This is a genomic window from Streptomyces sp. NPDC036813, from assembly GCF_055609245.1.
Genome location: NZ_JBVJPV010000026.1, coordinates 48,884 through 72,873 on the forward strand (window position 1 = coordinate 48,884; position 23,990 = coordinate 72,873).

Annotated in this window: 25 protein-coding genes; 10 read left to right on the forward strand and 15 right to left on the reverse strand. The window is 70.4% G+C overall.

Features of this window, described 5'->3' with window-relative positions; genetic code table 11:
- The first annotated feature begins 1 nt into the window (after position 1).
- From ACZ67Q_RS36740 to hypE, 3 genes are read left to right on the forward strand one after another with little or no spacing between them, the layout of a single operon-like run.
- On the forward strand, positions 2 to 292 hold the full coding sequence (locus ACZ67Q_RS36740; protein ID WP_471191101.1) for a HypC/HybG/HupF family hydrogenase formation chaperone: 291 nt from the start codon (positions 2 to 4) through the stop codon (positions 290 to 292).
- Positions 289 to 1,434 (forward strand): hydrogenase formation protein HypD, encoded by a 1,146-nt coding sequence (hypD, locus tag ACZ67Q_RS36745; protein ID WP_471191104.1) that lies wholly within the window; start codon positions 289 to 291, stop codon positions 1,432 to 1,434. Before ACZ67Q_RS36740 ends, hypD begins: the two co-directional genes overlap by 4 nt.
- Positions 1,427 to 2,518 carry a hydrogenase expression/formation protein HypE gene (hypE, locus tag ACZ67Q_RS36750; protein ID WP_471191106.1) on the forward strand — a complete coding sequence of 364 codons (1,092 nt, stop codon included), beginning with the start codon at positions 1,427 to 1,429 and terminating at the stop codon, positions 2,516 to 2,518. The genes hypD and hypE overlap by 8 nt, the downstream gene beginning before the upstream one ends.
- Positions 2,519 to 2,577: 59 nt before the next feature.
- Here hypE and hypA read toward each other — a convergent pair whose 3' ends face one another.
- The 8 genes from hypA to ACZ67Q_RS36790 form a co-directional block, all read right to left on the reverse strand.
- Positions 2,578 to 2,919 carry a hydrogenase maturation nickel metallochaperone HypA gene (gene hypA / locus ACZ67Q_RS36755; RefSeq protein WP_471191109.1) on the reverse strand — a complete coding sequence of 114 codons (342 nt, stop codon included), beginning with the start codon at positions 2,917 to 2,919 and terminating at the stop codon, positions 2,578 to 2,580.
- 7 nt (positions 2,920 to 2,926) lie between these two features.
- Positions 2,927 to 3,154 carry a hypothetical protein gene (locus ACZ67Q_RS36760; RefSeq protein ID WP_471191112.1) on the reverse strand — a complete coding sequence of 76 codons (228 nt, stop codon included), beginning with the start codon at positions 3,152 to 3,154 and terminating at the stop codon, positions 2,927 to 2,929.
- An 18-nt stretch (positions 3,155 to 3,172) separates the two neighbouring features.
- Positions 3,173 to 3,379 carry a hypothetical protein gene (locus ACZ67Q_RS36765; RefSeq protein WP_471191115.1) on the reverse strand — a complete coding sequence of 69 codons (207 nt, stop codon included), beginning with the start codon at positions 3,377 to 3,379 and terminating at the stop codon, positions 3,173 to 3,175.
- A 20-nt stretch (positions 3,380 to 3,399) separates the two neighbouring features.
- Positions 3,400 to 3,996: a DUF5947 family protein gene (locus tag ACZ67Q_RS36770; RefSeq protein ID WP_471191117.1), complete on the reverse strand. Its 597-nt coding sequence runs from the start codon at positions 3,994 to 3,996 to the stop codon at positions 3,400 to 3,402.
- Positions 3,993 to 4,547, reverse strand: coding sequence for a NifU family protein (locus tag ACZ67Q_RS36775; RefSeq protein WP_471191120.1), 555 nt, complete (start codon positions 4,545 to 4,547; stop codon positions 3,993 to 3,995). The genes ACZ67Q_RS36770 and ACZ67Q_RS36775 overlap by 4 nt, the downstream gene beginning before the upstream one ends.
- Complete coding sequence (locus ACZ67Q_RS36780) at positions 4,540 to 6,333, reverse strand: nickel-dependent hydrogenase large subunit (protein WP_471191123.1); 1,794 nt, start codon at positions 6,331 to 6,333, stop codon at positions 4,540 to 4,542. Before ACZ67Q_RS36780 ends, ACZ67Q_RS36775 begins: the two co-directional genes overlap by 8 nt.
- 76 nt (positions 6,334 to 6,409) lie before the next feature.
- The gene (locus ACZ67Q_RS36785; RefSeq protein WP_471191126.1) at positions 6,410 to 7,498 is read right to left on the reverse strand and encodes an NADH-quinone oxidoreductase subunit B family protein; all 1,089 of its coding nucleotides are present in this window, start codon (positions 7,496 to 7,498) and stop codon (positions 6,410 to 6,412) included.
- A 120-nt stretch (positions 7,499 to 7,618) separates the two neighbouring features.
- The gene (locus tag ACZ67Q_RS36790) at positions 7,619 to 9,127 is read right to left on the reverse strand and encodes a hypothetical protein (RefSeq protein WP_471191129.1); all 1,509 of its coding nucleotides are present in this window, start codon (positions 9,125 to 9,127) and stop codon (positions 7,619 to 7,621) included.
- A gap of 477 nt (positions 9,128 to 9,604) precedes the next feature.
- Here ACZ67Q_RS36790 and ACZ67Q_RS36795 point away from each other — a divergent pair, with 477 nt between their 5' ends.
- Complete coding sequence (locus ACZ67Q_RS36795) at positions 9,605 to 9,943, forward strand: hypothetical protein (protein ID WP_471191132.1); 339 nt, start codon at positions 9,605 to 9,607, stop codon at positions 9,941 to 9,943.
- Between the two features lie 72 nt (positions 9,944 to 10,015).
- Here the strand turns inward: ACZ67Q_RS36795 and ACZ67Q_RS36800 are convergent, their stop codons facing one another.
- The 4 genes from ACZ67Q_RS36800 to ACZ67Q_RS36815 form a co-directional block, all read right to left on the reverse strand.
- Positions 10,016 to 11,230, reverse strand: a complete 1,215-nt coding sequence (locus tag ACZ67Q_RS36800) for a glycosyltransferase (protein WP_471191135.1) — start codon at positions 11,228 to 11,230, stop codon at positions 10,016 to 10,018.
- Positions 11,227 to 12,027 (reverse strand): MerR family transcriptional regulator, encoded by an 801-nt coding sequence (locus tag ACZ67Q_RS36805; protein ID WP_471191138.1) that lies wholly within the window; start codon positions 12,025 to 12,027, stop codon positions 11,227 to 11,229. Before ACZ67Q_RS36805 ends, ACZ67Q_RS36800 begins: the two co-directional genes overlap by 4 nt.
- 367 nt (positions 12,028 to 12,394) lie before the next feature.
- Complete coding sequence (locus ACZ67Q_RS36810; RefSeq protein WP_471191141.1) at positions 12,395 to 13,942, reverse strand: MFS transporter; 1,548 nt, start codon at positions 13,940 to 13,942, stop codon at positions 12,395 to 12,397.
- Between the two features lie 520 nt (positions 13,943 to 14,462).
- Positions 14,463 to 15,917 (reverse strand): MFS transporter, encoded by a 1,455-nt coding sequence (locus tag ACZ67Q_RS36815; RefSeq protein ID WP_471191144.1) that lies wholly within the window; start codon positions 15,915 to 15,917, stop codon positions 14,463 to 14,465.
- A gap of 210 nt (positions 15,918 to 16,127) precedes the next feature.
- Between ACZ67Q_RS36815 and ACZ67Q_RS36820 the strand changes: the two genes are divergently transcribed.
- The gene (locus ACZ67Q_RS36820) at positions 16,128 to 16,775 is read left to right on the forward strand and encodes a TetR/AcrR family transcriptional regulator (RefSeq protein ID WP_471191214.1); all 648 of its coding nucleotides are present in this window, start codon (positions 16,128 to 16,130) and stop codon (positions 16,773 to 16,775) included.
- 45 nt (positions 16,776 to 16,820) lie between these two features.
- On the opposite strand, the gene ACZ67Q_RS36825 is transcribed toward ACZ67Q_RS36820, so the two are convergent.
- The gene (locus ACZ67Q_RS36825; RefSeq protein ID WP_471191147.1) at positions 16,821 to 17,612 is read right to left on the reverse strand and encodes a pentapeptide repeat-containing protein; all 792 of its coding nucleotides are present in this window, start codon (positions 17,610 to 17,612) and stop codon (positions 16,821 to 16,823) included.
- 878 nt (positions 17,613 to 18,490) lie between these two features.
- Here ACZ67Q_RS36825 and ACZ67Q_RS36830 point away from each other — a divergent pair.
- From ACZ67Q_RS36830 to ACZ67Q_RS36840, 3 genes are read left to right on the forward strand one after another with little or no spacing between them, the layout of a single operon-like run.
- Positions 18,491 to 18,892 (forward strand): YciI family protein, encoded by a 402-nt coding sequence (locus ACZ67Q_RS36830; protein ID WP_471191150.1) that lies wholly within the window; start codon positions 18,491 to 18,493, stop codon positions 18,890 to 18,892.
- 13 nt (positions 18,893 to 18,905) lie between these two features.
- On the forward strand, positions 18,906 to 20,138 hold the full coding sequence (locus tag ACZ67Q_RS36835) for an RNA polymerase sigma factor (RefSeq protein WP_471191153.1): 1,233 nt from the start codon (positions 18,906 to 18,908) through the stop codon (positions 20,136 to 20,138).
- 10 nt (positions 20,139 to 20,148) lie between these two features.
- Entirely contained in the window at positions 20,149 to 20,406 is a 258-nt protein-coding gene (locus ACZ67Q_RS36840) for a hypothetical protein (protein WP_471191156.1), read from the forward strand.
- Positions 20,407 to 20,588: 182 nt separating this feature from the next.
- On the opposite strand, the gene ACZ67Q_RS36845 is transcribed toward ACZ67Q_RS36840, so the two are convergent.
- Complete coding sequence (locus ACZ67Q_RS36845; RefSeq protein ID WP_471191217.1) at positions 20,589 to 20,849, reverse strand: DUF6233 domain-containing protein; 261 nt, start codon at positions 20,847 to 20,849, stop codon at positions 20,589 to 20,591.
- Positions 20,850 to 20,864: 15 nt separating this feature from the next.
- Positions 20,865 to 21,602 (reverse strand): TetR/AcrR family transcriptional regulator, encoded by a 738-nt coding sequence (locus ACZ67Q_RS36850; protein ID WP_471191158.1) that lies wholly within the window; start codon positions 21,600 to 21,602, stop codon positions 20,865 to 20,867.
- Between the two features lie 114 nt (positions 21,603 to 21,716).
- Here ACZ67Q_RS36850 and ACZ67Q_RS36855 point away from each other — a divergent pair, with 114 nt between their 5' ends.
- Positions 21,717 to 22,316: an NADPH-dependent FMN reductase gene (locus ACZ67Q_RS36855; protein WP_471191161.1), complete on the forward strand. Its 600-nt coding sequence runs from the start codon at positions 21,717 to 21,719 to the stop codon at positions 22,314 to 22,316.
- Positions 22,317 to 22,345: 29 nt separating this feature from the next.
- A complete protein-coding gene (locus tag ACZ67Q_RS36860) occupies positions 22,346 to 23,929 on the forward strand; it encodes an MDR family MFS transporter (protein WP_471191164.1) in 1,584 nt (527 codons plus the stop codon).
- Positions 23,930 to 23,990 lie beyond the last annotated feature (61 nt).

The following is a 23,990-nucleotide window of genomic DNA, read 5'->3' on the forward strand; positions in this document are numbered from 1 at the left end:
CATGTGTCTGGCAGTGCCCGGCAAGGTCGTGTCCATCGACCAGTGCGCCGACCCCCTCACCGGACTGATCGACTTCGGCGGAGTGCAGAAACAGGCGTGCCTGGAGTACCTGCCCGACGTCCAGGTGGGGGAGTACGTCATCGTCCACGTCGGATTCGCGCTGCAGCGACTCGACGAGGAGTCGGCCCGGGCGTCCCTGGAGCTGTTCGAGCAACTGGGGCTGCTCGAGGAGGAGTTCGGCGACGCCTGGGAACAGGCCGCCCGGCAGGAGAACGGAAGTGACGTCCGATGAAGTACATCGACGAGTTCAACGACCCGGCGCTGGCCCGCCGGCTGCTGGACGAGATCCGGGCCACCGCCACCCGGCCCTGGGCGCTGATGGAGGTCTGCGGCGGCCAGACGCACTCCATCATCCGCCACGGCATCGACCAGCTCCTGCCGGAACAGGTGGAGTTGATCCACGGCCCCGGCTGCCCGGTGTGTGTGACGCCGCTGGAGGTCATCGACAAGGCCCTGGAGATCGCCGCCCGTCCCGGCGTGATCTTCTGCTCCTTCGGTGACATGCTGCGCGTGCCGGGCACCGACCGCGACCTGTTCCGGGTCAAGGGCGAGGGCGGCGACGTCCGCGTGGTGTACTCACCGCTCGACGCGCTCGACCTCGCCCGCAAGAACCCCGGCCGCCAGGTCGTGTTCTTCGCGATCGGCTTCGAGACGACCGCGCCCGCCAACGCCATGGCCGTGCACCAGGCCCGCCGCCTCGGCCTGGACAACTTCAGCCTGCTGGTGTCCCACGTCCGCGTCCCCCCGGCGATCGAGGCCATCATGACGGCCCCCCGCTGCCGGGTGCAGGGCTTCCTCGCCGCCGGTCACGTGTGCAGCGTGATGGGCACCGCCGAGTACCCGGACCTGGCCGCGAAGCACCGCGTGCCGATCGTGGTGACCGGTTTCGAACCGCTCGACATCCTGGAGGGCATCCGCCGCGCCGTCCATCAACTGGAACGCGGCGAGCACCGGGTGGAGAACGCCTACCCCAGGGCCGTACGCGAGCGGGGCAACCCGGCGGCCCTGCGCATGCTGGAGGAGGTGTTCGAGGTCGCCGACCGCAACTGGCGCGGCATCGGACCCATCCCGGCCAGCGGCTGGCGGCTGACGGACGCCTTCCGCGCCTACGACGCCGAACACCGCTTCGACGTCACCGGCATCCGCACCGAGGAGCCCGCCGTGTGCCGGGCCGGCGAGGTCCTGCAGGGGCTCATCAAGCCGACCGAGTGCGAGGCGTTCGGCACGGCCTGCACCCCGCGCACCCCGCTCGGCGCCACCATGGTCTCCAACGAGGGCGCCTGCGCCGCCTACTACCTCTACCGCCGCATGACCGACGGCCCGGCCCGGCAGGGATCCCGTGTCCCCCGCGAGGAGATGAACCCCGTTGGCTGATCTCGCCACAGAAGCGGTGGAGGCGACCGGACCGGTCGTCGACCCCGCCAGCTGGACCTGCCCCGCCCCCCTGCGCGACCAGCCGGTCGTCGTCATGGGCCACGGCGGCGGTGGCGCCCTGTCCGCCGAACTGATCGAGCAGATCTTCGCGCCCGCCTACGGCAACCCCACCCTCGCCGCCCTCACCGACTCCGCCGTCCTCGGCCTGGGCGGCACCCGGCTGGCCTTCTCCACCGACTCCTACGTCGTACGGCCGCTGTTCTTCCCCGGTGGCTGCGTCGGCGACCTGGCCGTCAACGGCACCGTCAACGACCTCGCGATGAGCGGCGCTCGGCCCGCGTACCTCTCCACCGCCTTCATCCTCGAAGAGGGCGTGGAACTGGCGGTCGTGGAACGCGTCGCACGGGCCGTCGGCGCGGCGGCCGAGGCCGCGGGTGTCACCGTCGCCACCGGCGACACCAAGGTCGTGGAGTCCGGGCACGGCGACGGCATCTACATCACCACCGCAGGCGTCGGGCTCGTGCCCGACGGCGTCGACATCCGCCCGCAGCGGGCCCGGCCGGGCGACGCCGTCATCGTCAGCGGGCCCATCGGCCTGCACGGAGTGGCGGTCATGAGCGTGCGCGAGGGCCTGGAGTTCGGGGTGGAGATCGCATCCGACACCGCACCCCTGGCAGACCTCGTGGCCACCATGCTGGCGGTCACCCAGGACATCCACGTCCTGCGCGACCCCACCCGCGGCGGCCTCGGCGCGTCCCTCAACGAGATCGCCCGCGCCTCCGGTACCGGTGTCCGGCTGCGCGAGCGGGCCCTCCCGGTCCCCGACGAGGTCGCCAACGCCTGCGGCTTCCTCGGCCTCGACCCGCTGTACGTCGCCAACGAGGGCCGGCTCGTCGCCTTCGTACCCCCCGGGCACGCCGACGCCGTGCTGGGGGCGATGCGCGCCCACCCGCAGGGCGCCGGAGCCGCCCTGATCGGCGAGTGCGTGGCCGACCACCCGGGCATGGTGGTGGTCGCCACCGGACTCGGCGGCACCCGGGTGCTCGACCTCCCCCTGGGCGAGCAGCTGCCGCGTATCTGCTGACCCGTCCCCCCACGGACATCGGCCCCGCCGCGAAGGCGGGGCCGATCGCGTCCCACGGCTCAGGTCTCGACGCCGGTGATCTCCAGCTCACGCCCCCTGCGCAGCTCCCGTGACGGCCGGTCGCAGCGCGGGCACCAGAAGAACGGGGGCATGCCGACCGCGAACTCCTCGGCACACTCACCGCACCAGGCGTGCGCGGGCACCTGCTCCACCACCAACCGGGCCCCCGCGAGGGCCGTGCCGTCACGGGCCACCTCGAAGGCGAAGTGCAACGCGTCCGGCACCACACCCGCGAGCTCTCCGACGCGGACCGTCACCGACGCCACACCGTCAGCGCCGTCCGCGCGCGCGATCTCCCCGGCCTGCTCCACGATCGCGGTCGCGATCGACAGCTCGTGCATGCCGGCCTCAGGGGTACCGGTGGCGGGCGCGCAGCCCCCCGGTCATCCGGTAGATCCGCAACTCCCTGACGATTCCCGGGAGTTCCTTGACGATCAGGGCCGCCATCACGCTGCCCGCCAGCGCGCCCTGCGCAGCGAGCAGCTGCCGTCCCGACAGACCCCGCCGCCCGGTCCTTCTTCTTCGCCCGGCTGTGTTCATCGCGTTCATCGCGTTCATGGCCTTCATGGCCTTCATGGCGTCACTTCCGCTCTCTCATCCCGGTGAGATGTTCGGCATGTCCTTCACCAGGGCGTCATGCCGTTTCCAGTGGATACCGGTGGAGCGGCGCGCGTCGGAGGTGCCGTCCTGGTGATGTCCGGTCTGGCGCTTGTACGGACCCCAGTTGCCCTGGTGCAGTCCGCGCACGTGGGAGGGGGTGTCGGGCCTGGCCTGGGGCCGGCCCACCCGGATGCTTCCCATGTCCGATCTCCTTTCGGTCCTCAACGTCGCTCGGTCAGCTCCCTGAAGAACTGTTCTACGGCCGGCCAGACCCGGCCGCCACCGGAGAGGCCCTGCCACTCACGGCGGACCAGGGCGGTCATCCGGAAGCAGTCGTCGACCGGCACGATCCAGTGTTCGTCGAGTCCGCGTACGGTGTTCACCAGCAGCGCCTCCACATCCGGTGCCATGGCGGCCAGCTGTGGAACCGAGGCGGCCAGGCGCCGCCAGGCCGCCGCGTCCACCTCCCAGCGCATGGCCCCGGCCGGGCTCGGTCCCTGCGCGGTGACCGTGCCGTCGGCGCGTGGCACGAAGAACACCAGCCCCACCGGCACACCCAGCACCCCGGTGTCGACCGGGGGCAGCCGCAGTCGGCGCCGGGGCACGAGCCGGTAGCGGCCCTCGCCCGCGCCGTCGTCGGCGAACAGCACCGAGCAGGGCCGGCACACGCACCGCACCTCGGCGGCACCGGTGTCGTACAGGTGGGGGTGCTCCTCGCTCACCTGGGCGGCGCACAGCTCGCAGCGCTCGGTCGCAGCCGGCTCCGCACGGCCGGCGGTGGAGCGGATCACCCGGGCGAGCGCCCCGTCCACGCTCACCGTGCCTCCTCGGGCAGGGCCCGGCGCCTGATCGTGCTCAGCGGTACGAACGCCGGAGCCGCCCTGCGCCCCTCGGTGACCGCCTCGACCGATTCCAGCTCCGGGGCCACGGCGAGGACGGCGGCCCGCACGGCGTCGACGACGCCCGCCGATCCACCGCCGCATCCCGAACCGCAGCCGCCGCCGCTGTCCAGCCGGACCCGCGCCACCTGCCCCTCGACGCCGGCCCACACCAGATCGCCGCCGCGTTCACGGACCGCCGGCCGCAGCTTCTGGACCGCGCGTTCGGCCCGGCGCTCCGGCGGCTCGGGGTGGATGTCGTGCAGTACCAGCAGGTGACCGAGCAGCTCGTCGTCCGCCAGCGTCTCCCGCAGCGGCTGCGCCGCGTGGTCCAGCACCCGGGCCAGGGCCTCGCCGTAGACCTCGGTCAGCAGCCGCACCGCTTCCATGGCCGGTCCGGGAGCGGACTCCAGTCCGGCGAGCACCTCGTCCAGGCGGGCGAGCCGCGCCTCCACCGCCGGGTCCGCCAGCCGTACGGCGATGTCAGCCATGGTCGGCTCCGTACGTCGGCGAGTGCACGGTGGTCAGGGTCTTGCCCTTGCCCATGTACATGTGGACGCCGCACGGCAGACAGGGGTCGAAGCTGCGGACCGTGCGCATGATGTCGACGCCCTTGAAGTCGTCGGGCCCGTTCTCCTCGAAGATCGGCTGGCCCTGGACGGCGTCCTCGTACGGTCCCGGGGTGCCGTAGATGTCGCGGGGGCTGGCGTTCCACGGGGTGGGCGGGTACGGGTGGTAGTTGGCGATCTTCTTGTCCCGGATCACCAGGTGGTGCGAGAGGACGCCGCGTACGGCCTCGTGGAAGCCACAGCCGATCGATTCGTCCGGCACCTCGAAGTTCTCGTACACCTTCGTGTCGCCGCTCCTGAGCATGCCCATGGCCTCCTCCAGGAACTGCAGGGCCATGGCGGCGGCGTAGGCGATGAAGTACGGCCGGGCGCGGTCCCGCTCCAGGGTGTTGCTCCACTTCGGGATGCGCCACTCCAGGGTGGTCTCCGGCAGCTTCTCCCCCTTGGGCAGGGTGATGCGGATACCGCCGCCGGTCGCCTTGACGTACGGAGTGTCGACCAGGCCGCTCAGGGCCGTCGACCAGAGCCGGGCGAGGGGGCCGCCACCGGTGTCCAGGGCGAGGTGGTCACCGGTCTCCGGGTGGTACCAGCGAGGGCTCATCACCCAGCTGTAGTTGCCCTCGAAGTCCCGCTTCTGCGGCACCGGCACGGTGGTCTGGTTCCACGGGTGGCGCATGTCGACCGGGTTGCCTAGTGGGTCGTGGGTGACGAAGGGGTCCTCGTTGACCCAGTCCTCGTAGAACGAGCTGCCCAGCATGATGCGCAGGCCGAGGTTGATGTCGATGAGGTTGTTGGTGACCAGCTTGCCGTCCACGATGATGCCCGGGGTGACGTACATCGCCTTGCCCCACTCGTTCATCGTCGCGTACCGGTAGTCGACGACGTCCGGGTTCTGGAAGGCGCCCCAGCAGCCCAGCAGGATGCGGCGCTTGCCGACCTCCTCGTAGCCGGGCAGGGCCTCGTAGAAGAAGTCGAAGACGTCGTCGTTCATCGCCACCGCCTTCTTGATGAAGTCGATGACCCGCATCAGGCGGCTGAGATAGTCGGTGAAAACGCTCGGCTGCGGCATCGTGCCGACCCCGCCCGGGTACAGCGTGGAGGGGTGCACGTGCCGCCCCTCCATCAGGCAGAACATCTCCCGGGTGATCCGGCTGACCTTCAGCGCCTCCTTGTAGACCTCGCCCTCGAAGGGGTTGAAGGCCTTCATGATCTCGGCGATGGTCCGGTAGCCGTGGATGTCGCCTCGGGGTGCGTCGGTGCGCTCGGCGCGGGCCAGGACGCTGGGGTTCGTGGCCTTGACCATCGCCTCGCAGAAGTCCACGAAGACCAGGTTGTCCTGGAAGATGGTGTGGTCGAAGATGTACTCCGCCGCCTCGCCCAGGTTGGTGATGTGCTCGGCCAGCTTCGGCGGCTTGACGCCGTAGGCCATCTGCTGGGCGTAGTTGGAGCAGGTGGTGTGGTTGTCGCCGCAGATGCCGCAGATCCGCGAGGTGATGAAGCCGGCGTCCCGCGGGTCCTTGCCCTTCATGAACACCGAGTAGCCGCGGAAGAGCGACGAGGTGCTGTGGCACTCCACGACTTCCCGGTTGGCGAAGTCGATCTTCGTGTAGATCCCCAGGTTGCCGATGATCCGGGTGATCGGATCCCAGGACATGTCCACGAGCTGGGCGGGTTTGCGTCCTGTGGGCCGGGACTCGGTGGTGGTCATCTGCGGTACTGCCCCTCGCTGTTCGGGTTCGACTGGTGGGTGGCGGGATGCGGGACGGGCGCGGGCACCGGGGATGTCACGCGCGCCAGTGCGGGTCGTAACCGCTGGTCAGCTTGCGCTTGTTGTGGCGCCACTTCGGCTCGTGGTTCACCATGTCGTTGGTCAGGCCGCGCAGTCGGCGGATGACCGCCCCGTACGGCCTGATCACCATCGTCGACAGCGTGCCGCCCGGGGGCTCGTCCATGAACGGCATGAAGGCGTCGGGGAAGCCCGGCATCGTGCAGCCGATGCAGATGCCGCCGACGTTCGGGCAGCCGCCGATGCCGGCCATCCAACCGCGCTTGGGCACGTTGCAGTTGACGACCGGACCCCAGCAGCCGACCTTCACCTGGCACTTGGGGGAGTTGTAGTCCCTCGCGAAGTCAGCCTGCTCGTAGTAGGCGCCCCGGTCGCAGCCCTCGTGCACGGTCTTGCCGAACAGCCACTGCGGACGCAGCATGTGGTCCAGCGGCGGCGGGGGAGCGGCACCGGCCGCGTGCTGGAGTACCCAGATCAGGGTCTCCATGAAGTTCTCGGGCTGGATCGGACAGCCGGGCACGTTGACCACCGGCAGTCCCGAGCGAGCCTTGAACTCCCACCCCAGGTAGTCCGCGAGGCCCATGCAGCCCGTCGGGTTGCCCGCCATGGCGTGGATACCGCCGAACGTCGCACAGGTACCGGCCGCGACCACCGCCCAGGCCCTGGGCGCCAGCTGGTCGATCCACTCGTTGAGTGTCTGCGGCTGGCCCGTCTCCGGGTCGTTGCCGAACGACGTCCAGTAGCCGTCGCCCTCGATGATGTTCTGGTTCGGGACCGAGCCCTCGATGACGAGGATGAACGGCTCCAGCTCACCGCGCGCCGCCGCCCGGTAGGGGGCGAGGAAGTCCTCACCGCCCAGGCTCGGCGAGAGCACCTTGTTGACGAGGTTCACCTTCGGCAGCCCCGGGATGAGGCCGAGCACGACGTCCTCGATGGAGGGCTGGCCCGCGGCGGTCAGCGACACCGTGTCGCCGTCGCAGCTCATGCCCTCCGAGATCCACAGGATGGTGATCTCGTCGAACCCCTCCCGGGCCTCGGCCCTGGCGGGCTCGCCGCCGACTTCGGTAGTACCGCTCTGTGTGGTCATCTCTGGACCTCCGTTGCAGCCGGTCTCGGAAACCGTTCAGGCCGCGGCCGACGGGGCCGCGATGGTCGGTGCGGGGGGTTCGCCAGGGCCGGCGGCCGGCCGGTGGCCCCGGCGGACCCCTCAGACATGTGCATCGGACGGCCCCCTCTCGGGGCGGTCGGCCGGGCGCGCGGGCCGCGGGTAGTGCGGCTGGGCCGGGCCGCCCTGATCCGGTGCGTCCGCGACGGCGAGCGGTTCGACCTCGTCGGGGCGGAAGTAGTGGAACCGGCCGTACCAGCCGTGCAGTTCGGCGGCGGGGTCGTCGTCCACGGTGACGGCCAGGTGGACGCTGCCGTCCACGTCGTGGAAGAGCGCGGAGACCCGGGCGGACCGCCCGGCCAGGAACATGTCCTGGGCGTCGGCGCCCCGGACGCGCGGGCGCAGCCGCACCCGGCTGCCGCCACCCACGGGCACCCCGTCCACCGGCACGGTGTCCGTCATGGGGAAGAGGCCGTCGTCACCGCCCTCCTGCCACCAGGCCGGCCGGGCCGAAGCGGGGGCCTGGGCCGAAGACCGGGCCGGGGCCAGGGAGCGAATGGTGCCGTGCAGCCGCGCGAAGACCTCCTGAGGCATGGTGTCCACACGGTCGACGATCCGGGCCGCGCGCGGATCGGTGGCCCGCGCCTCGGCCTTCTCCTCGTCGGTCAGCAGCATCGTGCGCAGGGTGAGGATCTCGTCGATCTCCGCCGCGTCGTGCAGATCGCCGGGACTCTCAGGCGCCACCTGCGGATGGTCCGGCAGGATGATCGGCGCGGAGAGCATGGAGGCGCCGGTGGCCCCCTCCTCGCCGCCGGACTGCTGCGGCGCCCCGCCGAGCACCGGGAAGGTGAAGGCGTTGCGGCAGCCGCGCACCTGTTCCGCGAGGCCGGCCGGCGGATCGATCAGCGACACGAACTCGACGCCGTCGCCGACGAGAAGAGTGTGCGTGGCGAGCAGTGCCTGCCCCAGCACCGCACCGCGCGGGGCGGCCGGGTCCGGCGCCCGGTCGGTGTTCTCGGTACGCACACGCAACCGGTACAGCTCCGGGGCCAGGGGCTCGGCCACGACCGTCGCCTGGGCCCGTACCTCCCGGCGTCGCCGCGCCGTCCGCCCCGCTCGGGCGGGCAACGGCTCATACTCCCCACCGGCCGGCGCCCCCACCGCGACGGTCCGGCCGCCGTGCAGAAGCTCCTCCAGGGTCAGCACCACCTCGGTCTCACGGGGCACCGCTTCCTCGAAGGACAGGTGTGTGACGCCGTCCGCCGTCCGCAACGACTCGACCGGGCGGTGCCCCCCGTCCCCGTCGGCAGCCTCCACCTGCTTGTGCTGGAGCTGCAGGTACCGCACCTGAACCCGTACGGCGGCGTCCTCGTGCCGCGCCCGGACCAGGCACTCGGTCTGCTGGTACCAGGAGTCGGCGGAGCCGGAGATTCCGGGCGTGACCGGGCCGTCCCGCTCCACCCAGTTCCTCGGCAGCAGTACGCCGAATTGCCAGCGGACTCGGTTCTTCGCCGAGGACCGGCGGTACGGGTAGAGCAGGTACCCCTCGTACAGCACGGCGTCCGCCACGGCACTGAGCGGTGCACCGCCCTCGCCGACTCCGTTCACCACGCTCGCTCCTCGCCTCTCGCGGTCCGCGCTTTCCTCCCCACGGTCACACCCGCCACGCCGCCCCGCCCCTCCGGCGCACCGTCATTGGGCCGGACAGGGGAAGCGGCGCAGTGTCAGCGGGAAGCGAGGCCGAAGCGGACCGGCCCGACAGCGGGCTGCGGTGATCGAGCGGCGGACCGTGCGGCGGCGCGGGACATGGGCGGCCGGGGGAGAGCAGTAAGCGCCGGTCTCCTCGGTCGGCCGGCCACCGGTTCGGGGCGCCCGAGTGACAACTCCCGCTGTGCGGTCGCCGCCGCCACCGCGCGCGCCGCGATCAGGCAGGCGGGGGAGAGCGGTACTCGGGGTAGATGCTGGAGGTGCCCGGTGGTCTGCACCGCTGAAGGACGCAGGCGTCGTGGCGCATTCGGTGGTGGCGACCGGAAGGCTTAGTCGGTATGGCACGTACGCGTGCGCAGGCGAGCGTCAGGCATCCGCGGCATGAACGCAGGGGCGAAGTACGGCTGCCGAGACCGCGGCGGCCCGGTCAGCCGCATCCAGGTGCCCCGCTCGGCCCTGCCCCTGGCGGATTTCCGCTTCTCGCAGGACGAGAACGACGACGCCATCCAGGAAGTGGCCGACGGCGCCAGCGGCACGTCGGACTGGGTCCCCACCCTCGCGGACTACCTCTACGTGTCCGTCACGAACTCCACGGCGTTCAGCCCGACCGACACGATGCCGCTGTCGACCCGCGCAAAGCTCCTGATGGGCATCCAGAGCGTCTCCGCCCCGTTCACCTCGCTCCTCGTGATCGCCCGGGCCGTCAGCATCCTGCACTGACCGGCCGTGGCGGGGATGCTCTGTGCGATGAGCGTGATGAACAGTTGACGACGACGAGTACCGGTTTGGGCGTCACGCATCGGTCAGTTGCTGGATGGCCTTGAGTACCTGAGCCGCTCCGTTCTCGGCCGCCAGATGGTGCGCTGCCTTCGTGGCGGCTTGGTTGTGTGATGGCTGCTTCACCGCTTGGTCGAGCGCGTCGGCGAGCCGTTCGGCGGTGAGGGCGCGGAAAGGTATCGGGGTGGCGGCGGCGCCGAGGGCGGCGAGCCGCCGCGCCCAGAACGGCTGGTCTGCGGTCACCGGCACGACCACCGAGGGCACTGCGGCGCGCAACGTGGCGGCCGTGGTGCCGGCCCCGCCATGGTGGACCACCGCAGCCAGCCGTGGGAACAGCAGGGCGTGCGACACGTCCCCGATGGTGAGCACGTCGTCCCCGTCGGCGGCGAGGGCGGCGCTGCCGGCTTGGAGGATGCCGCGCAGCCCGGCGCGGCGCAGGGCTTGTACGGCGATCTCGCTCAGCCGTTGTCCGTCGCCGGACGCCATACTCCCGAAGCCGATGAGGACGGGCCGCGTCCCAGCACGCAGGAAGTCCTCAAGATCAGGAGGCAGCCGCTCGATGGCATCGTGATGGGGCCACCAGTTGCCTACGACCTCCAGGCCGGAGCGCCAGTCGGAGGGGCGCGGCACCAGGGCCGTGCTGAAGCCGTGGAGGATGGGCCAACGTGCCTGTTCCTGTCGTCGACGCATCTCGGAAGGGGTGGTCGGAGGCAGCCCGAGGCGGTGGCGCAGCTTTGCGACCGCCGGTTCGTAGAGGCGGTCGGCCATCCGCAGTGCGACGTGTCCGGTTGCTCGGTTGAGGAGACGGCCCAGTGAGCGGGAGCCTGTCACGACGGGAGGGAAGTCACCGGTCGGTGTGGTGGGCTGGAGGTACACGCCGAGGCTCGGTGTTCCTGTGGCCTCGGTGAGGTGCCAGCCGAGTGGGGCCGTGGTGGTCGACAGCAGGAGCAGGTCCGCGCCGTCGTCCATCGCGTCCGCGAATCCCTGACCCAGTTCGGTGATGAACTCGGCAGCGGTACGCATCAGGTCACGTTTGCCTGTGCCTCCGCCACGTACCCGTGTGTCTGCGGGCAGGCTGCGGAATTCCAGCCCTGCATCGCGTACGAGGGGTGCGAAGGTGTCTGCGGCGGCGATGGCAACGTCGTACCCGGCCCGGCGCAGTTCGGCGCCCAGGCCCGTGTAGGGCGCGACGTCGCCGCGCGATCCAGCCGCGGCGATCAGGATTCTCATCGTTCCTCCTCCCCATCGGTACCGCCACCTGCGCGGCGGGCTGCGTTGGCGTGGACCGCCCTGCACGTATAGGCGGCCAGGCCCGGGCGTTGCTGCGACAGCGGTACAACCAGAGCGAACGCACGCGGATCGGCGACGAAGTCGTCCGCGATGCGCCGATGCATGTCGGGCGGGCAGGCGGTGAACCAGCGTGCGATGTGAAGGCGATGCTCCTCGGCGAGGTCCATGGCCCGCTCGCCGTCGCTCGGCTCCCCCTCGTCGAAGACCGCGAGCAGCTCGGCGCGCCAAGCGGCGGCTTCGCCCATGAGCTGGCGCCAGTCCTCCTTGGTGTGGGCGGCCGCGCGCGCCATTGCCTCGCGCTGTCCCTGTGAGTGCGCCCACTTCAGCTCGGCCTCGGTGGCGTAACTCAAGTCGAACGTGACCTCGCCGAAGACCTCGAAACGCTCTTGAGGAGTAAGCGACAGCCCGGTCTTCTGAACCTCTATCGCCCGTTCCGCCACCTCGGCCAGCCGCTGCAGCCTGGCGATCTCCTCACTCAGCTGCCGCTGCCGTGCCCGGAGCCGCTCCAATGGGTTCGTCTGCGGATCCTTGAAGATCGAGGCGATCTCGTCGAGGGGGAAGCCGAGCTCGCGGTAGAAGAGGATCTGCTGGAGTCGGACCAGGTCAGCCTCACTGTAGAGCCGGTATCCGGCGTGGCTGCGGTCACTGGGCGAGAGCAGTCCCGCCTTGTCGTAGTGATGCAGTGTCCGCACCGTCACCCCGGCGAAGGCCGAGACCTGTCCTACGGAGTAGCTCATCCACCTGCCCTTTCGTCGGCACACAGCCTCAAGCCTGACGTAAGGGGAGGGTCAACTCGCGCGGCTCGCGCGGCTCCCGCGGCGGCGAGGGCCACCTGCCGTTCTTCGTCCGCGATCCGCTACGCGAGGATGGGGCGGTCCATGGACGGCGTCTGCGTGGCGGCGAGGACCAGGCGCTGAAGCCCGGTCGGGTCGAGCGCCTCCACCTCCCACTGCACTGGCCGGCCTTAGGTCGAGCTCGTATCGACTGGCGCACCCTGGCCGGCGGAGGCCGCCGGCCTATCCCGCAGCCGCAGGCAGCTTGCAGTCGCGTACCTGGTCGTGGGTGAGCTGTACGCAGGTGTCCCCGGGCCGCCCGCCGACCGAGTCAGCGCGACGGTCGCCGCGGGCATGCCGGCGGACCGGCGAGGGAACAGGACGGGGGATGATCGCGGGGCTGTGTGCCGGTAAGCACCTCGTTGGAGATGGTGAACCAGGCGAGGACACCTCCTGCGGCGGCGAGGGCGGCGGTGACCAGCATCGCCGTGTGGAAGCCGGTGGCCAGCGCTTGGGGCTGGGCGAACGTGTCACCGGTGAGCCCGGCGATCGGCGGGAGCAGGGCGACGGCGAGCAGCCCGGCGGTACGGGCCACCGCGTTGTTCACCCCGGAGGCGGTGCCGGCGTGCCGTGGGTCGGCGGCAGCGAGAACAGTGGCAGTCACCGGGGCGACGGTGGCCGCCAGGCCGAGGCCGAACACCACCACCGCGGGCAGCACGTCCGACAGGTAGCCGGCGCCGGGTCCGATGCGAGTCATCAGCAGCATCCCGGCCGCGATCAGCAGCGGCCCGACGGTGAGCGGGATCCGCGGCCCGATCCGCTGCGCGAGCGCGCCGGCGCGCGAGGACAGCCCCAGCATCAGCGCAGTCACCGGAAGCGACGCGGCGCCGGCCTGGACCGGCGAGTAGCCCAGCGCCCCCTGCAGCACCACCACGAGCAGGAAGAACACCCCGCCCAGCGCGGCGTAGACGACGAAGGTGACCAGGTTGGCAGCGGTGAACTGCCTCACGGCGAAGATACCCAGCGGCAGCATCGGGTGGGCGCTGCGACGCTCGACCAGCACGAATCCACCCAGCCCCACGATGCCGACCAGGGCCGCAACCGCCACAGGCGGCGCGCCCAGTCCGCGGGCCGGCCCGTCGACCATCGCATACGTCGCCCCGGCAAGCCCAGCGGTGGCCAGGATCGCACCGGGGTAGTCGAGCCGGCCCGTGGCAGTCTCGTCCCGGCTTTCCGGCACGTGCCGCACCGCCAGCCACCACACCACCGCGCCGAGCGGCAGGTTGAGCAAGAAGATCGCCCGCCAGGAGACCGTCTGCACCAGGTACCCGCCGATCAGCGGGCCGACCGCTGCGGCCACACCCCCCAGGGCGGACCAGGCCCCGATCGCCCGGCCCCGCTCCGCAGGTTCGAAGCTCGCCTCGATGATCGCCAGACTGCCCGGCGTGAGCAACGCGCCCCCGATACCCTGCAGCGCCCGCGCCCCGACCAGCACGCCCACCGTCGGGGCCAGCGCGCACAGCAGCGACGCCACAGCGAACCACACCACCCCGGCCATGAACACCCGCCGCCGTCCCAGGCGGTCACCCAGCGCGCCGGCCAGCAGGATGAGCGCGGCCAGCGTCACCGAGTACCCGGTCACCACCAACTGCAGCGGCCCGACCCCGGCGTGCAGGCTCCGTCCGATCGACGGCAACGCCACGTTCACCACCGTGGCGTCCAGCTGCGCCATCCCCGAGCCCAGCACCGTGGCCGCCAAGACCCACCGCCCCGCGGGCGACGCCACCAGGAACCCACCGCCCGGGCCAGGCGGCCGAGTGTGTCCCTCGGCGGCCGCCGGCCGCCGCCCCCTGGTACCGCGCCAGTACCGAGCCGACATCACACCTCAACGTAGATCCGCAGCCACGCGTGCCGCCAGCACCTCGAGGACACTGCACTCACGACGGCGCCGGCCCGATGCGCGGGACAGTCGGTGGCCCGGCAGACACAGCATGAGCACGGCGCGGCCTCTTCGCGACCAGGACCGCAAGCCCAGCCCTGGCTGCGGAACCAGCCGAGAGCGCACCGCGCTCGCCGACCGAGCCGCATAGACCTCTACCACTCGCCACCCCGGTCCGAAACGCGCCACTACCCACGCCGTCCGAAACGCGCCACTATCCACGCCAACCGATGCGCGACCTGCCAACCATGGCGACCGGGCCGGTCGCATCGACGCACGCGATCAGACCACCCAGTGGCCGGCACATCGGCGCCAGGCACCCTGCTCCACTCGCAGCGGCACGCGCCCACCGGCTAGGCGTCAGGCCGTCCGTCCGGCGGGTGCCGCCTTTTTCATGAACGAAGCCGGTCCTGGAAGCGTCGCGGGCGGTGGAGGTCATGCGCACCGGAGATGGTGTCGTTCAGGCGGGCTCTTCGACCGAGTGCGAGTCGGTGAGGGTGAGGGCGCCGCCTCCCGCGATCAGACCGACGATCACCGCCAGCACGGCGTAGGTGATCTGTTCGCCGTGGAAGAACGACTGCACGAGGTTGCTGCTCCAGACACCTGCGGGCAGCCGGGTGGTGACCAGGGCGGCGATCATGGTGCCGACCACGGCGGTTCCGACGCTGGTGCCGACCTCCTGGGCGGTGTCGTTGAGCGCCGTGCCGACCGAGGTGCGGTTTTCCGGCATCGCCTCGACCAGGGCGATGGCGCAGATCGTCATGACGGTGCGCAGCCCGATGGTCATCACGACCATGCAGACGGCGATGGCGGTGTACCCGTGGTCGACGCCCCAGGCGAGGCCGGCCAGCGCGCCGGCCAGGCAGGCCGCGCCGACCAGGCAGGCGATGCGGTGGCCGAACCTCTTCGCGAGCCATTCCGACAGCGGAGTTGCGACGATCATGGTCGCGATGAGCGGCAGGTTCGCCAGGCCGGCCCGCACGGGGCTCCACCCGTAGGCGTACTGGAAATGGAGGATGAGCCCGAACATCACGCCGGCCATCGCGATGGACGTTCCGATCTGGGCGATGGCCGCGCCGCGGACGATACCGCTGGAGAAGATCTTGAGATCCAGCATGGGCGCCTTGCTGCGGTGCTCGTGCCACACGAACGCGATGCCCGCGGCCACGGCGCCGAGGATCGAGGCGAGGGTGAGGGTGGAGAGCCAGCCGTGCTCGACGCCGCTGGTCAGCGCGTAGCAGGCCAGGCCGATGGTCAGCACGCTCAGGGCGGCGCCGGGCAGGTCGAGCCGGTCGTGGGTCAGGCCGTCGGGATCGTCCGCCGCTACGCCGAGCCGCACGCCGATTGCCGCGATCAGCGCGATCGGCGCGTTGATCAGCAGGAGCCACTGCCAGCTGACGTGCGCGAGCGCGGTGCCGCCCAGCAGCGGGCCGAGGATGAAACCGGACATGCCGACGACGATCATCAGGGTCATGGCGCGCATGCGCAGCGCCTGGTCGTCGAAGAGCCGGAAGACCAGTGAGTTGGTGATGGGGGCCATGGCCGCGGCGGCGACGCCGAGCCCGGCCCTCAGGGCGATGAGCTGTCCGGTGGAGTCGACGGCGATGACGCACAGGCTCAGCAGGCCGAACGCGGCGAGGCCGATCAGCAGCACGCGGCGGCGTCCGAAGCGGTCGGCGATGGAGCCGGCCGTCAGCAGGAGACCGCCGAACGTCAGCGAGTAGGCGCCGGTGATCCACTGCAGGGCCGTTGTGCCGCTGCCGAGATCGCGGCCGATCGTGGGCAGCGCGATCGAGAGCAGCGTGTTGTCGACCATCTCGACGAAGAAGGCCAGGCAGAGCGCGGCCAGGGGAATCCACGCCGCGCGCAGCGACGGGTAGGTGCGGGATATGGCGGGCTCGGTGGTCGTGGTCATGGCCGGCCTCCTCTCCGAACGTCGCCTGACATCGAACGACGCTCTGTGTGGAACATCATTCGATGAACGAACGTTGTTCGATGATGGAACGTGGTTCGAGAGTAGAACGATGTTCGATGTCATGCAAGTCGTGATTGGATGAGTGACATGGCACCCCCGCGAACCCGCCCCGCCGCCCCCGCCCGTGGGCGCAAGCGCGCCGCGCACTCCCTGGAGGCCGTCCTCGCCGCAACCGTCGCCCTCCTCGACGAGGCCGGCGGATCGGCGCTGACCTTCCGCGCTCTGGCCGCCCGGCTCGGCACCGGAGTCGGCACCATCTACTGGTACGTCGCGAACAAGGACGAGCTGCTCGACCGCGCCACCGACCACGCGGTCGGGGAGATCCTGGCCGCCCTCGAAGAACAGCCCAGCAGCGACGACCCGATCGCCGACCTGCGCGCGATGGCCGTCACGCTGTTCGACGCGATCGTGGACCGGCCATGGCTGTCGGCCTACTTCATGCGCAACACCGACGTCCAGATCAATTCCTTGAGGCTGTACGAGAAGCTCGGCGAGCAGGCACTGCGCCTCGATCTCACGCCTCGCCAGCGGTTCCACGCCGTTTCGGCGATCACGGGCGTCGTCGTCGGTACGGCCGCCGACCTCGGACTGGAGATCCCGCAGGAGCTGCTCGAGGGTGAGGTGGACCGCGACGCGTTCCTCGGCCGCTTCGTCGAGATGTGGCGCTCACTCGACGCCGCGGAGTTCCCGTTCGTGCACCAGATCGTCGACGAGTTCGCGGGACACGACGACCGGGACCAGTTCCTCGCCGCTTTGGACCTGACCCTGGCAGGCCTGCGCCTCCAAGCCGGAACCTGACCTGCCGCTCCCCCTCACGGCCGGGTGTCGGCCGCACCACACGACTCAGAAGCGAGTCGTCTCGTCCGTCTTCGCCGCTTTCTTGATCGCCTCGGGAGTCGTTCCCCGGACGCCGGTCAGGTCCACGCCGCTCAGATCCGCGTCCGTCAGATCGGCGCCGGTCAGGTCCGCATACCTCAACGAGGAGCCGTTCAGCCGCGCCCCACTGAGGTCTGCGTGAGCCAGGTCTGCTTCGGTCAGGTTCATGTGGCTCGCGTCCGCCGAGATCAGATCGGCGTGGCTCAAGTCCGCGGTGGACAGGTCCATCCCGGTCAGCTTTGCGCGCGGCCACACAGCTCCAGGAACCCTGATCCGGTGCAGGTCGGTGAAGCTTCGCGACGCACGAGGGAGCCGTCCCAGGACGGTCAAGGCGGCTTGCACGTCGGTATCGGGCTCTCGGGGCAGCCTGGCGTCCGACATGGCCGGAGCGGGATCATGTTCGCGCACGAAGGCAGCCAACACATCGATGATCACTGCCCTGTCTCGCGAGGAGTCATGAGCGATGCGTTCCAATGCGTAGACGGCACTGGCCCGGACGTCGCGACCGGGCGAACCCAACTGTTCGGTAGCTCTGATGTACCGGTCGGTGATCTGTCCTTCCCGCGCTGTCCGTAGCTCGCTCTGCGCCGTCCGCCACGACAGCGCCGTGGCCACCAGGCCGGCGGCAGCGAAGAGCACACCGAACAAGATTCCGATGCTGTTGAACCACTGGTGCCGGCTCTGACGCCGACGCTCCCGCTCTTCAGCCTCGTAGCGCCTTTCCTCCTGAAGAAGCTCCCCCCGACGTTCGGGAGACAAGGCGTCCAGTTCCTCTTGAGTGGGTGCAGCGATACGGGTACGCGTCGGCTGTGCCGGTGCTGTCCCCCCTGCACGTCCTGAACCTGCGAGATCAGATGTTGGCTGCCCCGACTCGCCGTCAGACGGCTCGTCAGAATCAGGAGAGGGAGTCACCCTTGGCACGATACGGACCGTGCCTGCCGAAGGGCAGTGTGTTGCACGATCCAGCTACCAGCAGATCATGGCGTGCTCGCCGCGGCCGACGCACCGCTGCGGGCACGACAGGTGTGCGAGGCTATGGGCCTGGAAGATCGCACCCGACGACATCAACAAGCCCTGCCTGAAACCAACTCACGTACCACCCTCACAGAGCCAGGCACCTTCCGGCATGTCGTCGAGAGGACAAGGCCGCCGCGCCTTCTCACCGAGGTGTTACGGAATCACCGGCCGCCCGCCGATGGCCAGGCCACGTGTCGTCGTACGCCGCATCGAAGCACTGGGCCTGGCCGACGCGGGCACGTTGCTCACCTGTCGGCCCGGGGTATACCGCAATATCCTGAGGACGTGTCCAGTGATGGGTGTTTTTGTTCTATTTCGCGGCCATCTCGTCGAGCAGGTCGTGCGCCGGCACAAGACCCTAGGCGTGTTCGTGTCCCGGTGGCGTCCCTGCCCGTGCGAGAACCCCGAGTGCCAGGCGTACGAGGCGGAAGAGGCCGAGTCGGAGCCCGTCCACGGCGGAGAGCGGACCGGCGGTCGACGGGGCCGAGCAGCGGGACTCCTGACGCTCTTCCCGCGAGCCTGAAAAAACTTCCGCGAGCGTGTAGAGGAGCGCGGGCCGGCTCCGACGTCCCCTGTGAGAGCCGCCCACCACGGGCGGTCCGAGTCGAAGGAGCGGACTCATGAAGTACCTGGTGATGGTGCAGGGCACGCAGGCGGACTACGAGGCCCAGGCGGGCAAGCCCGCCGCCGGTCTCCCGGCCTGGAGCGACGAGGATATTCAGGCGATGTTCCAGTACATGGGTGCGATCAACGACGACCTCGCCGAGACAGGTGAGTTCATCGATGCCCAGGGGCTGGCCGAGCCTGCCAGGACCCGCCTCGTCAGCGCCGGCGCGGACGGCAAGCCCGTGATCACCGACGGGCCGTACGGCGAGACCAAGGAAGTGATCGCCGGTTACTGGCTTCTGGAGTGCGAGAGCCTGGAGCGGGTCACGGAGATCGCCGCGCGGGTCACCCAGTGCCCCGTTCCCGAGGGCACGAACACGTACCCCGTCGTCATCCGGCCGCTCGGCGAAGTGTGAGCAGGGGAGTCGTTTGAGACGTACGAGCGAGGTCGAGGACCTGCTGCGCCTGCACGCGCCGCAGGTTCTCGGCGCGCTCGTACGCCGGTACGGGCACTTCGACGCCGCCGAGGACGCCGTACAGGAGGCGCTGCTGGCAGCGGCCGGCCAGTGGCCCGAGTCGGGGGTTCCGGACAATCCGCGGGGCTGGCTCATCAGGGTCGCCTCGCGGCGGCTCACGGACGCGCTGCGCAGCGATCAGGCGCGGCGGCTGCGGGAGGAGAAGGCGGTGGCCCTCACACCGCGCGACGCCTTCATCACGCCGCCGCCCGGGCCCGATCGTGCGCCCTCCGAGGACGACACGCTGACCCTGCTCTTCCTCTGCTGCCACCCGGATCTGCCCCCGCTCGCCCAGATCGCGCTGACGCTGCGGGCCGTCGGCGGTCTGACGACGGCCGAGATCGCCCGCGCGTATCTGGTGCCGGAGGCGACGATGGCCCAGCGGATCAGCCGTGCCAAGCAGCGGGTGAAGGGCACGCGTTTCGGCCGCCCCGATCGCTGGAGGGAGCGGCTGCCCGCCGTCCTCCACACGCTCTACCTGATCTTCAACGAGGGCTACACGGCCACCTCCGGAGCCTCCCTCCAGCGGGCCGAACTCGCGGGCGAGGCCATCCGGCTGGCCCGTGCGGTGCACCGCCTGCTGCCCCGCGACTGCGAGGTCACCGGCCTGCTCGCCCTGATGCTCCTCACCGACGCCCGCCGCGCCGCGCGGACCGGGACGGGCGGCGAACTGATCCCCCTCGACCAGCAGGACCGCGGACTGTGGGACAAGGCGGCGATCGAGGAGGGCGTGGCCCTGGTGACCTGGGCTCTGTCCCAACGCCACCCCGGCCCATACCAGTTGAGGGCCGCGATCGCCGCCGTCCACGACGAGGCGGACTCGCCCGAGAGCACCGACTGGCCCGAGATCCTCGGCCTCTACGACGTCCTCGTCCACCTTGTCCCCAGCCCTGTCGAACGCCTCAACCGTGCCGTGGCCATCGCCATGGTCCACGGACCGCAGGCTGGTCTGGCCGAACTGGACTTGATCGCACCGGAGTTGACCACAGGCCACCGCCTGGACTCGGTCCGCGCCCACCTCCTGGAACGCGCCGGTGACCCCGAGGCCGCCCGAGCCGCCTACGAGTCAGCCGCCGCCAAGACCCTGAGCCTCCCCGAACAGCGCTACCTCCGGGCCCGTGCGGCCCGCCTCGGCGACATCACTTGACGTGTCGCTCATGCCCGAGCTGGCGCACATGACCGAGCGCTCCCTGTGGGACGCGGCATCGGAAGGAGCAGCGCGCCTGCCGCTGGGCAATCTTTCAAGGACTCCGATGCCGCCGATCGGCAACCCCGAACTCGCGCTGGTCCTCGCCGGTGTCCCGGGCTCCCTGGCGAAGACCGGCGCGGACCTGTACGCGGTCGTCATCAACGTGGCGGTCAGCGCATGCATGGCCGGCCGCGTCCACGGCGAGGAGGGCCGCGCCCGGGTGTGACGGCGGCCGCGGCCCGGCCGGGCACGGCTGGCAGGTTCGGATGTGCACCATCGCCGAGACGCAGCCGCACATCAGCAGGTGGTTCGACCGCGAACCGTGGTCCCGCGCCGTCAGCGACGCGGGTTACGCCGTCACCCGCAGCTGACGTCAGGGCGCGGGCACGAGCAGAAGGCCACGTCGACCTACTGCTCGCCGAAGCCCTTGAGGAAGCGGTCCAGCTCGGTGGCGAGGCCGCACAGCGGGCACAGCCGAACCCCCGGCTGCTCTGCTGCGTCCAGCGCCCGGTTCAGCGGCAGTGCCGTCGCTCCGGCCTGCGCCTCTTCGCAGTCGACGGCGTGCGCGCCGCCCCGGCCGGCGGGACCGCGGCCGTCGGCCTTCGCCGGCGCCCAGCCGAACGGCCGCCGTGGCCCCGGCGCCTCCTGGACGGGCGAGGGGGCGCACAGCGGGTACGGGGCGCTTCAGGCGGCCAGGCGTGCCGCGATGCCGTCGAGGACGCAGTCGAGACCGGTCTCGAACTGCCACTGCAGGTCGTCCTTGCGTGTGGCATCGCCAAGGTAGTGCTCGTACCTCGGATAGCGACCGGTGTTCATGAGCCAGGTCATGTGCGAGGCCAGTCCCGAGCGCGCCTCCTCGCGGCTTGACCAGCCGCGGCCCCTCAACATCTGCGTCAGGCCGATCTCGGAGTCGACGGCTCCATGCACGTACGCGGTGACGGTGCTGAAGACCGCCATCGCCGTGTCGGCGTCGAGGCCGAGACTGGAGAGCGCGGTCAAGGCCCTCTCCGGCACCGCCAGTTGGTTCGGGGTCGGTGCGCACCAGGTCGCGCGGGTCACCCACGCGTGCTTGAGCAGGACGGCGCGGATGCGCAGGGCGAGCGTCCGCATGGCCTCACGCCAGTCCATTGCCTCCTCGGGGAGCTCCAGCTCCCCGTAGACGAAGTCGACCATCAGCTCAAGGAGTTCGTCCTTGCCGGAGACGTAGCGGTACGCCGCCATGGGTGCTGCGCCCAGTTCGCTGGCCAGGCGCCGCATGGTGACAGCGTCGAGGCCCTCGGCGTCAGCGATCCCGACCGCGGCCGCAGCGATCCGCCGCGCGGTGAGGGTCGTCCGTGGGGCGGGTGCAGGGCGTTCGAGGCGTTCCCACAGGGAGACCTGGTCCCCGTCCTCGGGTTGTACCTGTCGCTTCTGGGCCGGCATCGGTCGGGCTCCCTCCGTCAAACGCTCGTATACACCGTATCAAGAGTGGACGTCGTACACGTCAATGTGTACGTTGTACGCAGTAGATACGACGTACACACCGGAGGCGTTTCCATGGTCGACCAGAACGACAGCCCGCTTCGGACCGCGGTGATCATCGGCAGCACCAGGGACGGACGATTCGGCCCCGTCGTGGCCAACTGGCTGAAGGATCACATCCAGCAGCACGACAACATGACGGCGGACCTCGTCGACCTCGTCGAGACGCCCATGCCGACGGTGTTCCCGGCTTTCGGCCAGGCGCCCACCGAAGAAGTCATGCGGCTGCTCGGCGCAGTGTCGCCGAGGCTGGCGGCAGCCGACGCCTTCGTCATCGTCACGCCGGAGTACAACCACAGTTTCCCGGCGTCATTGAAGAACGCCATCGACTGGCACAACGAGCAGTGGCACGCGAAGCCGGTCGGCTTCGTCTCCTATGGCGGCCTCGCCGGTGGGCTGCGCGCCGTCGAACAGCTCCGCGTCGTACTGGCGGAGCTCCACGCGGTGACGATCCGCAACACGGTCAGCTTCCACAACTACGGCCAGGTCTTCGACGCGGACGGCAAGCCGTCGGACCCGGGGTGCGACGTCGCGGCCAAGGCCATGCTCGACCAGCTCAGCTGGTGGGGGCACGCCCTGCGCGAGGCCAAGCGCAGCCGTCCGTACGCCGTCTGACGTCTCGCCATGCGTGTATGGGGGAAGCAATGATCGACCGCACACCCGGCCTTTCCGTACCCGTCCGACCGGACCTTCCTCGCCTGGGCGTCTTCGGATTGATGCTCGGCATCTTCCTGGCCACACTCGACGGGCAGATCGTCAGTACCGCGCTCCCCACGATCGTGGGTGACCTCGGCGGCCTCGACAACTTCTCGTGGTCGGTGACCTCGTACCTGCTCACCATGGCCGCCTCGACCTCGGTCTGGGGCAAACTCGGTGACCTGTACGGTCGGAAGGGCGCCTTTGTGTCCGCGGTGGTGGTCTTCCTTACCGGGTCGATGCTGTGCGGCCTGGCGCAGGACATGGGCCAGCTCATCGCCTTTCGGGCCTTTCAGGGGCTCGGTGCCGGCGGGTTGATGGTCGGGGCGCTCTCGGTCATCGGGGTACTGGTGCCACCACGGGAGCGGGGCCGCGTCCAGTCGATGGTCGGCGTGATGCTGCCGGTCGCCTTCGTGGGCGGGCCACTGCTCGGCGGGTTCCTCACCGACCACATGAACTGGCGCTGGACGTTCTACGTGAACGTACCGGTCGGTGTCGTCGCGCTGCTGGCAGTCTCCAAAGGCGTACGGCTGCACACCGAACGCGTCAAGGTCCGGATCGACTACCTCGGTGCGGCTCTACTGACCACCGGCATCCTGGCCCTCACCCTGCTGGCCAGTCGGGCCGGTACCAGCTACGCCTGGTCGTCGCCCCAGATCGCCGTACTCGGCGCGGTGGCCGCAGTGAGCATGGCGTGGTATGCCCGCGTCGAGCTGCGCGCGGCGGATCCGATCACACCTCCGAGCCTGTTCCGCAGCCGCGAGTTCACCCTCGCTCAGGTTCTCAGCTTCCTGGTCGGCGCCGTCCTGGTCTCCGTGACCAACTACCTTCCGCAGTACTTTCAGTTGGTGCAGGGTCTCTCGTCCACGGTCAGTGGCATGCTCATCCTGCCCCTGATGCTCGGCTTGCTCGCGGCCCAGCTGACCACCGGGCGGATGATGGACCGCGGCGGCCTGGAGCGCGTCCTGCCACTCACCGGCGCTGCCGTCATGACCGGCGGTGCACTGCTGCTGCTCCTCCTTGGTACGGACACTCCTGTGGCCGTGGCCTGCGCGCTCACTCTGGCCATCGGGGTCGGCGTCGGCATCCTGATGCAGTGCACCCTGCTCACCACCCTGAACAATGCTGCTCCGCGTGACATGGGCGCTGCCACGGGAACGGCCACCCTCGTGCGAACCCTCGGCGGCTCCCTGGGGGTCGCCGTCCTTGGGGCCGTGCAGAGCAGCCGCATGGGCGACGTGCTGGCCGAGCGGCTCGGTTCCGAGGCCGAGCGCAGCCTCACGGCCGGGGGCGAACTCACCCCGGCCCTGTTGAAGGACATGTCCGCCGGGACACGCGACGCCGTCGAGGAGGCGGCCGGCAGCGGCCTGCACGGTGTCGTGGTCGGCGCCGCAGTCCTGTCGGCGATCGCGTTCGCCACGGCGTGGTTCGTACGGGTGGCACCGATTGCCGACGCGAAGACCCGCGGGACCATGGACCGAACGGACGCTGACGCACCGCAGGCTCGCCTCAAGACGCCTACCACGGATTGATCCCCTCCTCTCGTCCGATCCCTGCCGCGGTCGAGGTTCTGACCTCGGCCGTCGGCCACAT

Coding starts and splice junctions, on each gene's coding strand:
- hypA (WP_471191109.1), bottom strand. CDS start 2,919: ATGCACGAGCTGTCGATCGCGACCGCGATCGTGGAGCAGGCCGGGGAG.
- ACZ67Q_RS36830 (WP_471191150.1), top strand. CDS start 18,491: ATGAAGTACCTGGTGATGGTGCAGGGCACGCAGGCGGACTACGAGGCC.
- ACZ67Q_RS36850 (WP_471191158.1), bottom strand. CDS start 21,602: ATGCCGGCCCAGAAGCGACAGGTACAACCCGAGGACGGGGACCAGGTC.
- ACZ67Q_RS36795 (WP_471191132.1), top strand. CDS start 9,605: ATGAACGCAGGGGCGAAGTACGGCTGCCGAGACCGCGGCGGCCCGGTC.
- hypD (WP_471191104.1), top strand. CDS start 289: ATGAAGTACATCGACGAGTTCAACGACCCGGCGCTGGCCCGCCGGCTG.
- ACZ67Q_RS36740 (WP_471191101.1), top strand. CDS start 2: ATGTGTCTGGCAGTGCCCGGCAAGGTCGTGTCCATCGACCAGTGCGCC.
- ACZ67Q_RS36805 (WP_471191138.1), bottom strand. CDS start 12,027: ATGAGCTACTCCGTAGGACAGGTCTCGGCCTTCGCCGGGGTGACGGTG.
- ACZ67Q_RS36840 (WP_471191156.1), top strand. CDS start 20,149: ATGCCCGAGCTGGCGCACATGACCGAGCGCTCCCTGTGGGACGCGGCA.
- ACZ67Q_RS36855 (WP_471191161.1), top strand. CDS start 21,717: ATGGTCGACCAGAACGACAGCCCGCTTCGGACCGCGGTGATCATCGGC.
- ACZ67Q_RS36785 (WP_471191126.1), bottom strand. CDS start 7,498: ATGACCACACAGAGCGGTACTACCGAAGTCGGCGGCGAGCCCGCCAGG.
- ACZ67Q_RS36765 (WP_471191115.1), bottom strand. CDS start 3,379: ATGGGAAGCATCCGGGTGGGCCGGCCCCAGGCCAGGCCCGACACCCCC.
- ACZ67Q_RS36775 (WP_471191120.1), bottom strand. CDS start 4,547: ATGGCTGACATCGCCGTACGGCTGGCGGACCCGGCGGTGGAGGCGCGG.
- ACZ67Q_RS36780 (WP_471191123.1), bottom strand. CDS start 6,333: ATGACCACCACCGAGTCCCGGCCCACAGGACGCAAACCCGCCCAGCTC.
- ACZ67Q_RS36860 (WP_471191164.1), top strand. CDS start 22,346: ATGATCGACCGCACACCCGGCCTTTCCGTACCCGTCCGACCGGACCTT.
- ACZ67Q_RS36800 (WP_471191135.1), bottom strand. CDS start 11,230: ATGAGAATCCTGATCGCCGCGGCTGGATCGCGCGGCGACGTCGCGCCC.
- ACZ67Q_RS36815 (WP_471191144.1), bottom strand. CDS start 15,917: ATGACCACGACCACCGAGCCCGCCATATCCCGCACCTACCCGTCGCTG.
- ACZ67Q_RS36810 (WP_471191141.1), bottom strand. CDS start 13,942: ATGTCGGCTCGGTACTGGCGCGGTACCAGGGGGCGGCGGCCGGCGGCC.
- ACZ67Q_RS36760 (WP_471191112.1), bottom strand. CDS start 3,154: ATGAAGGCCATGAAGGCCATGAACGCGATGAACGCGATGAACACAGCC.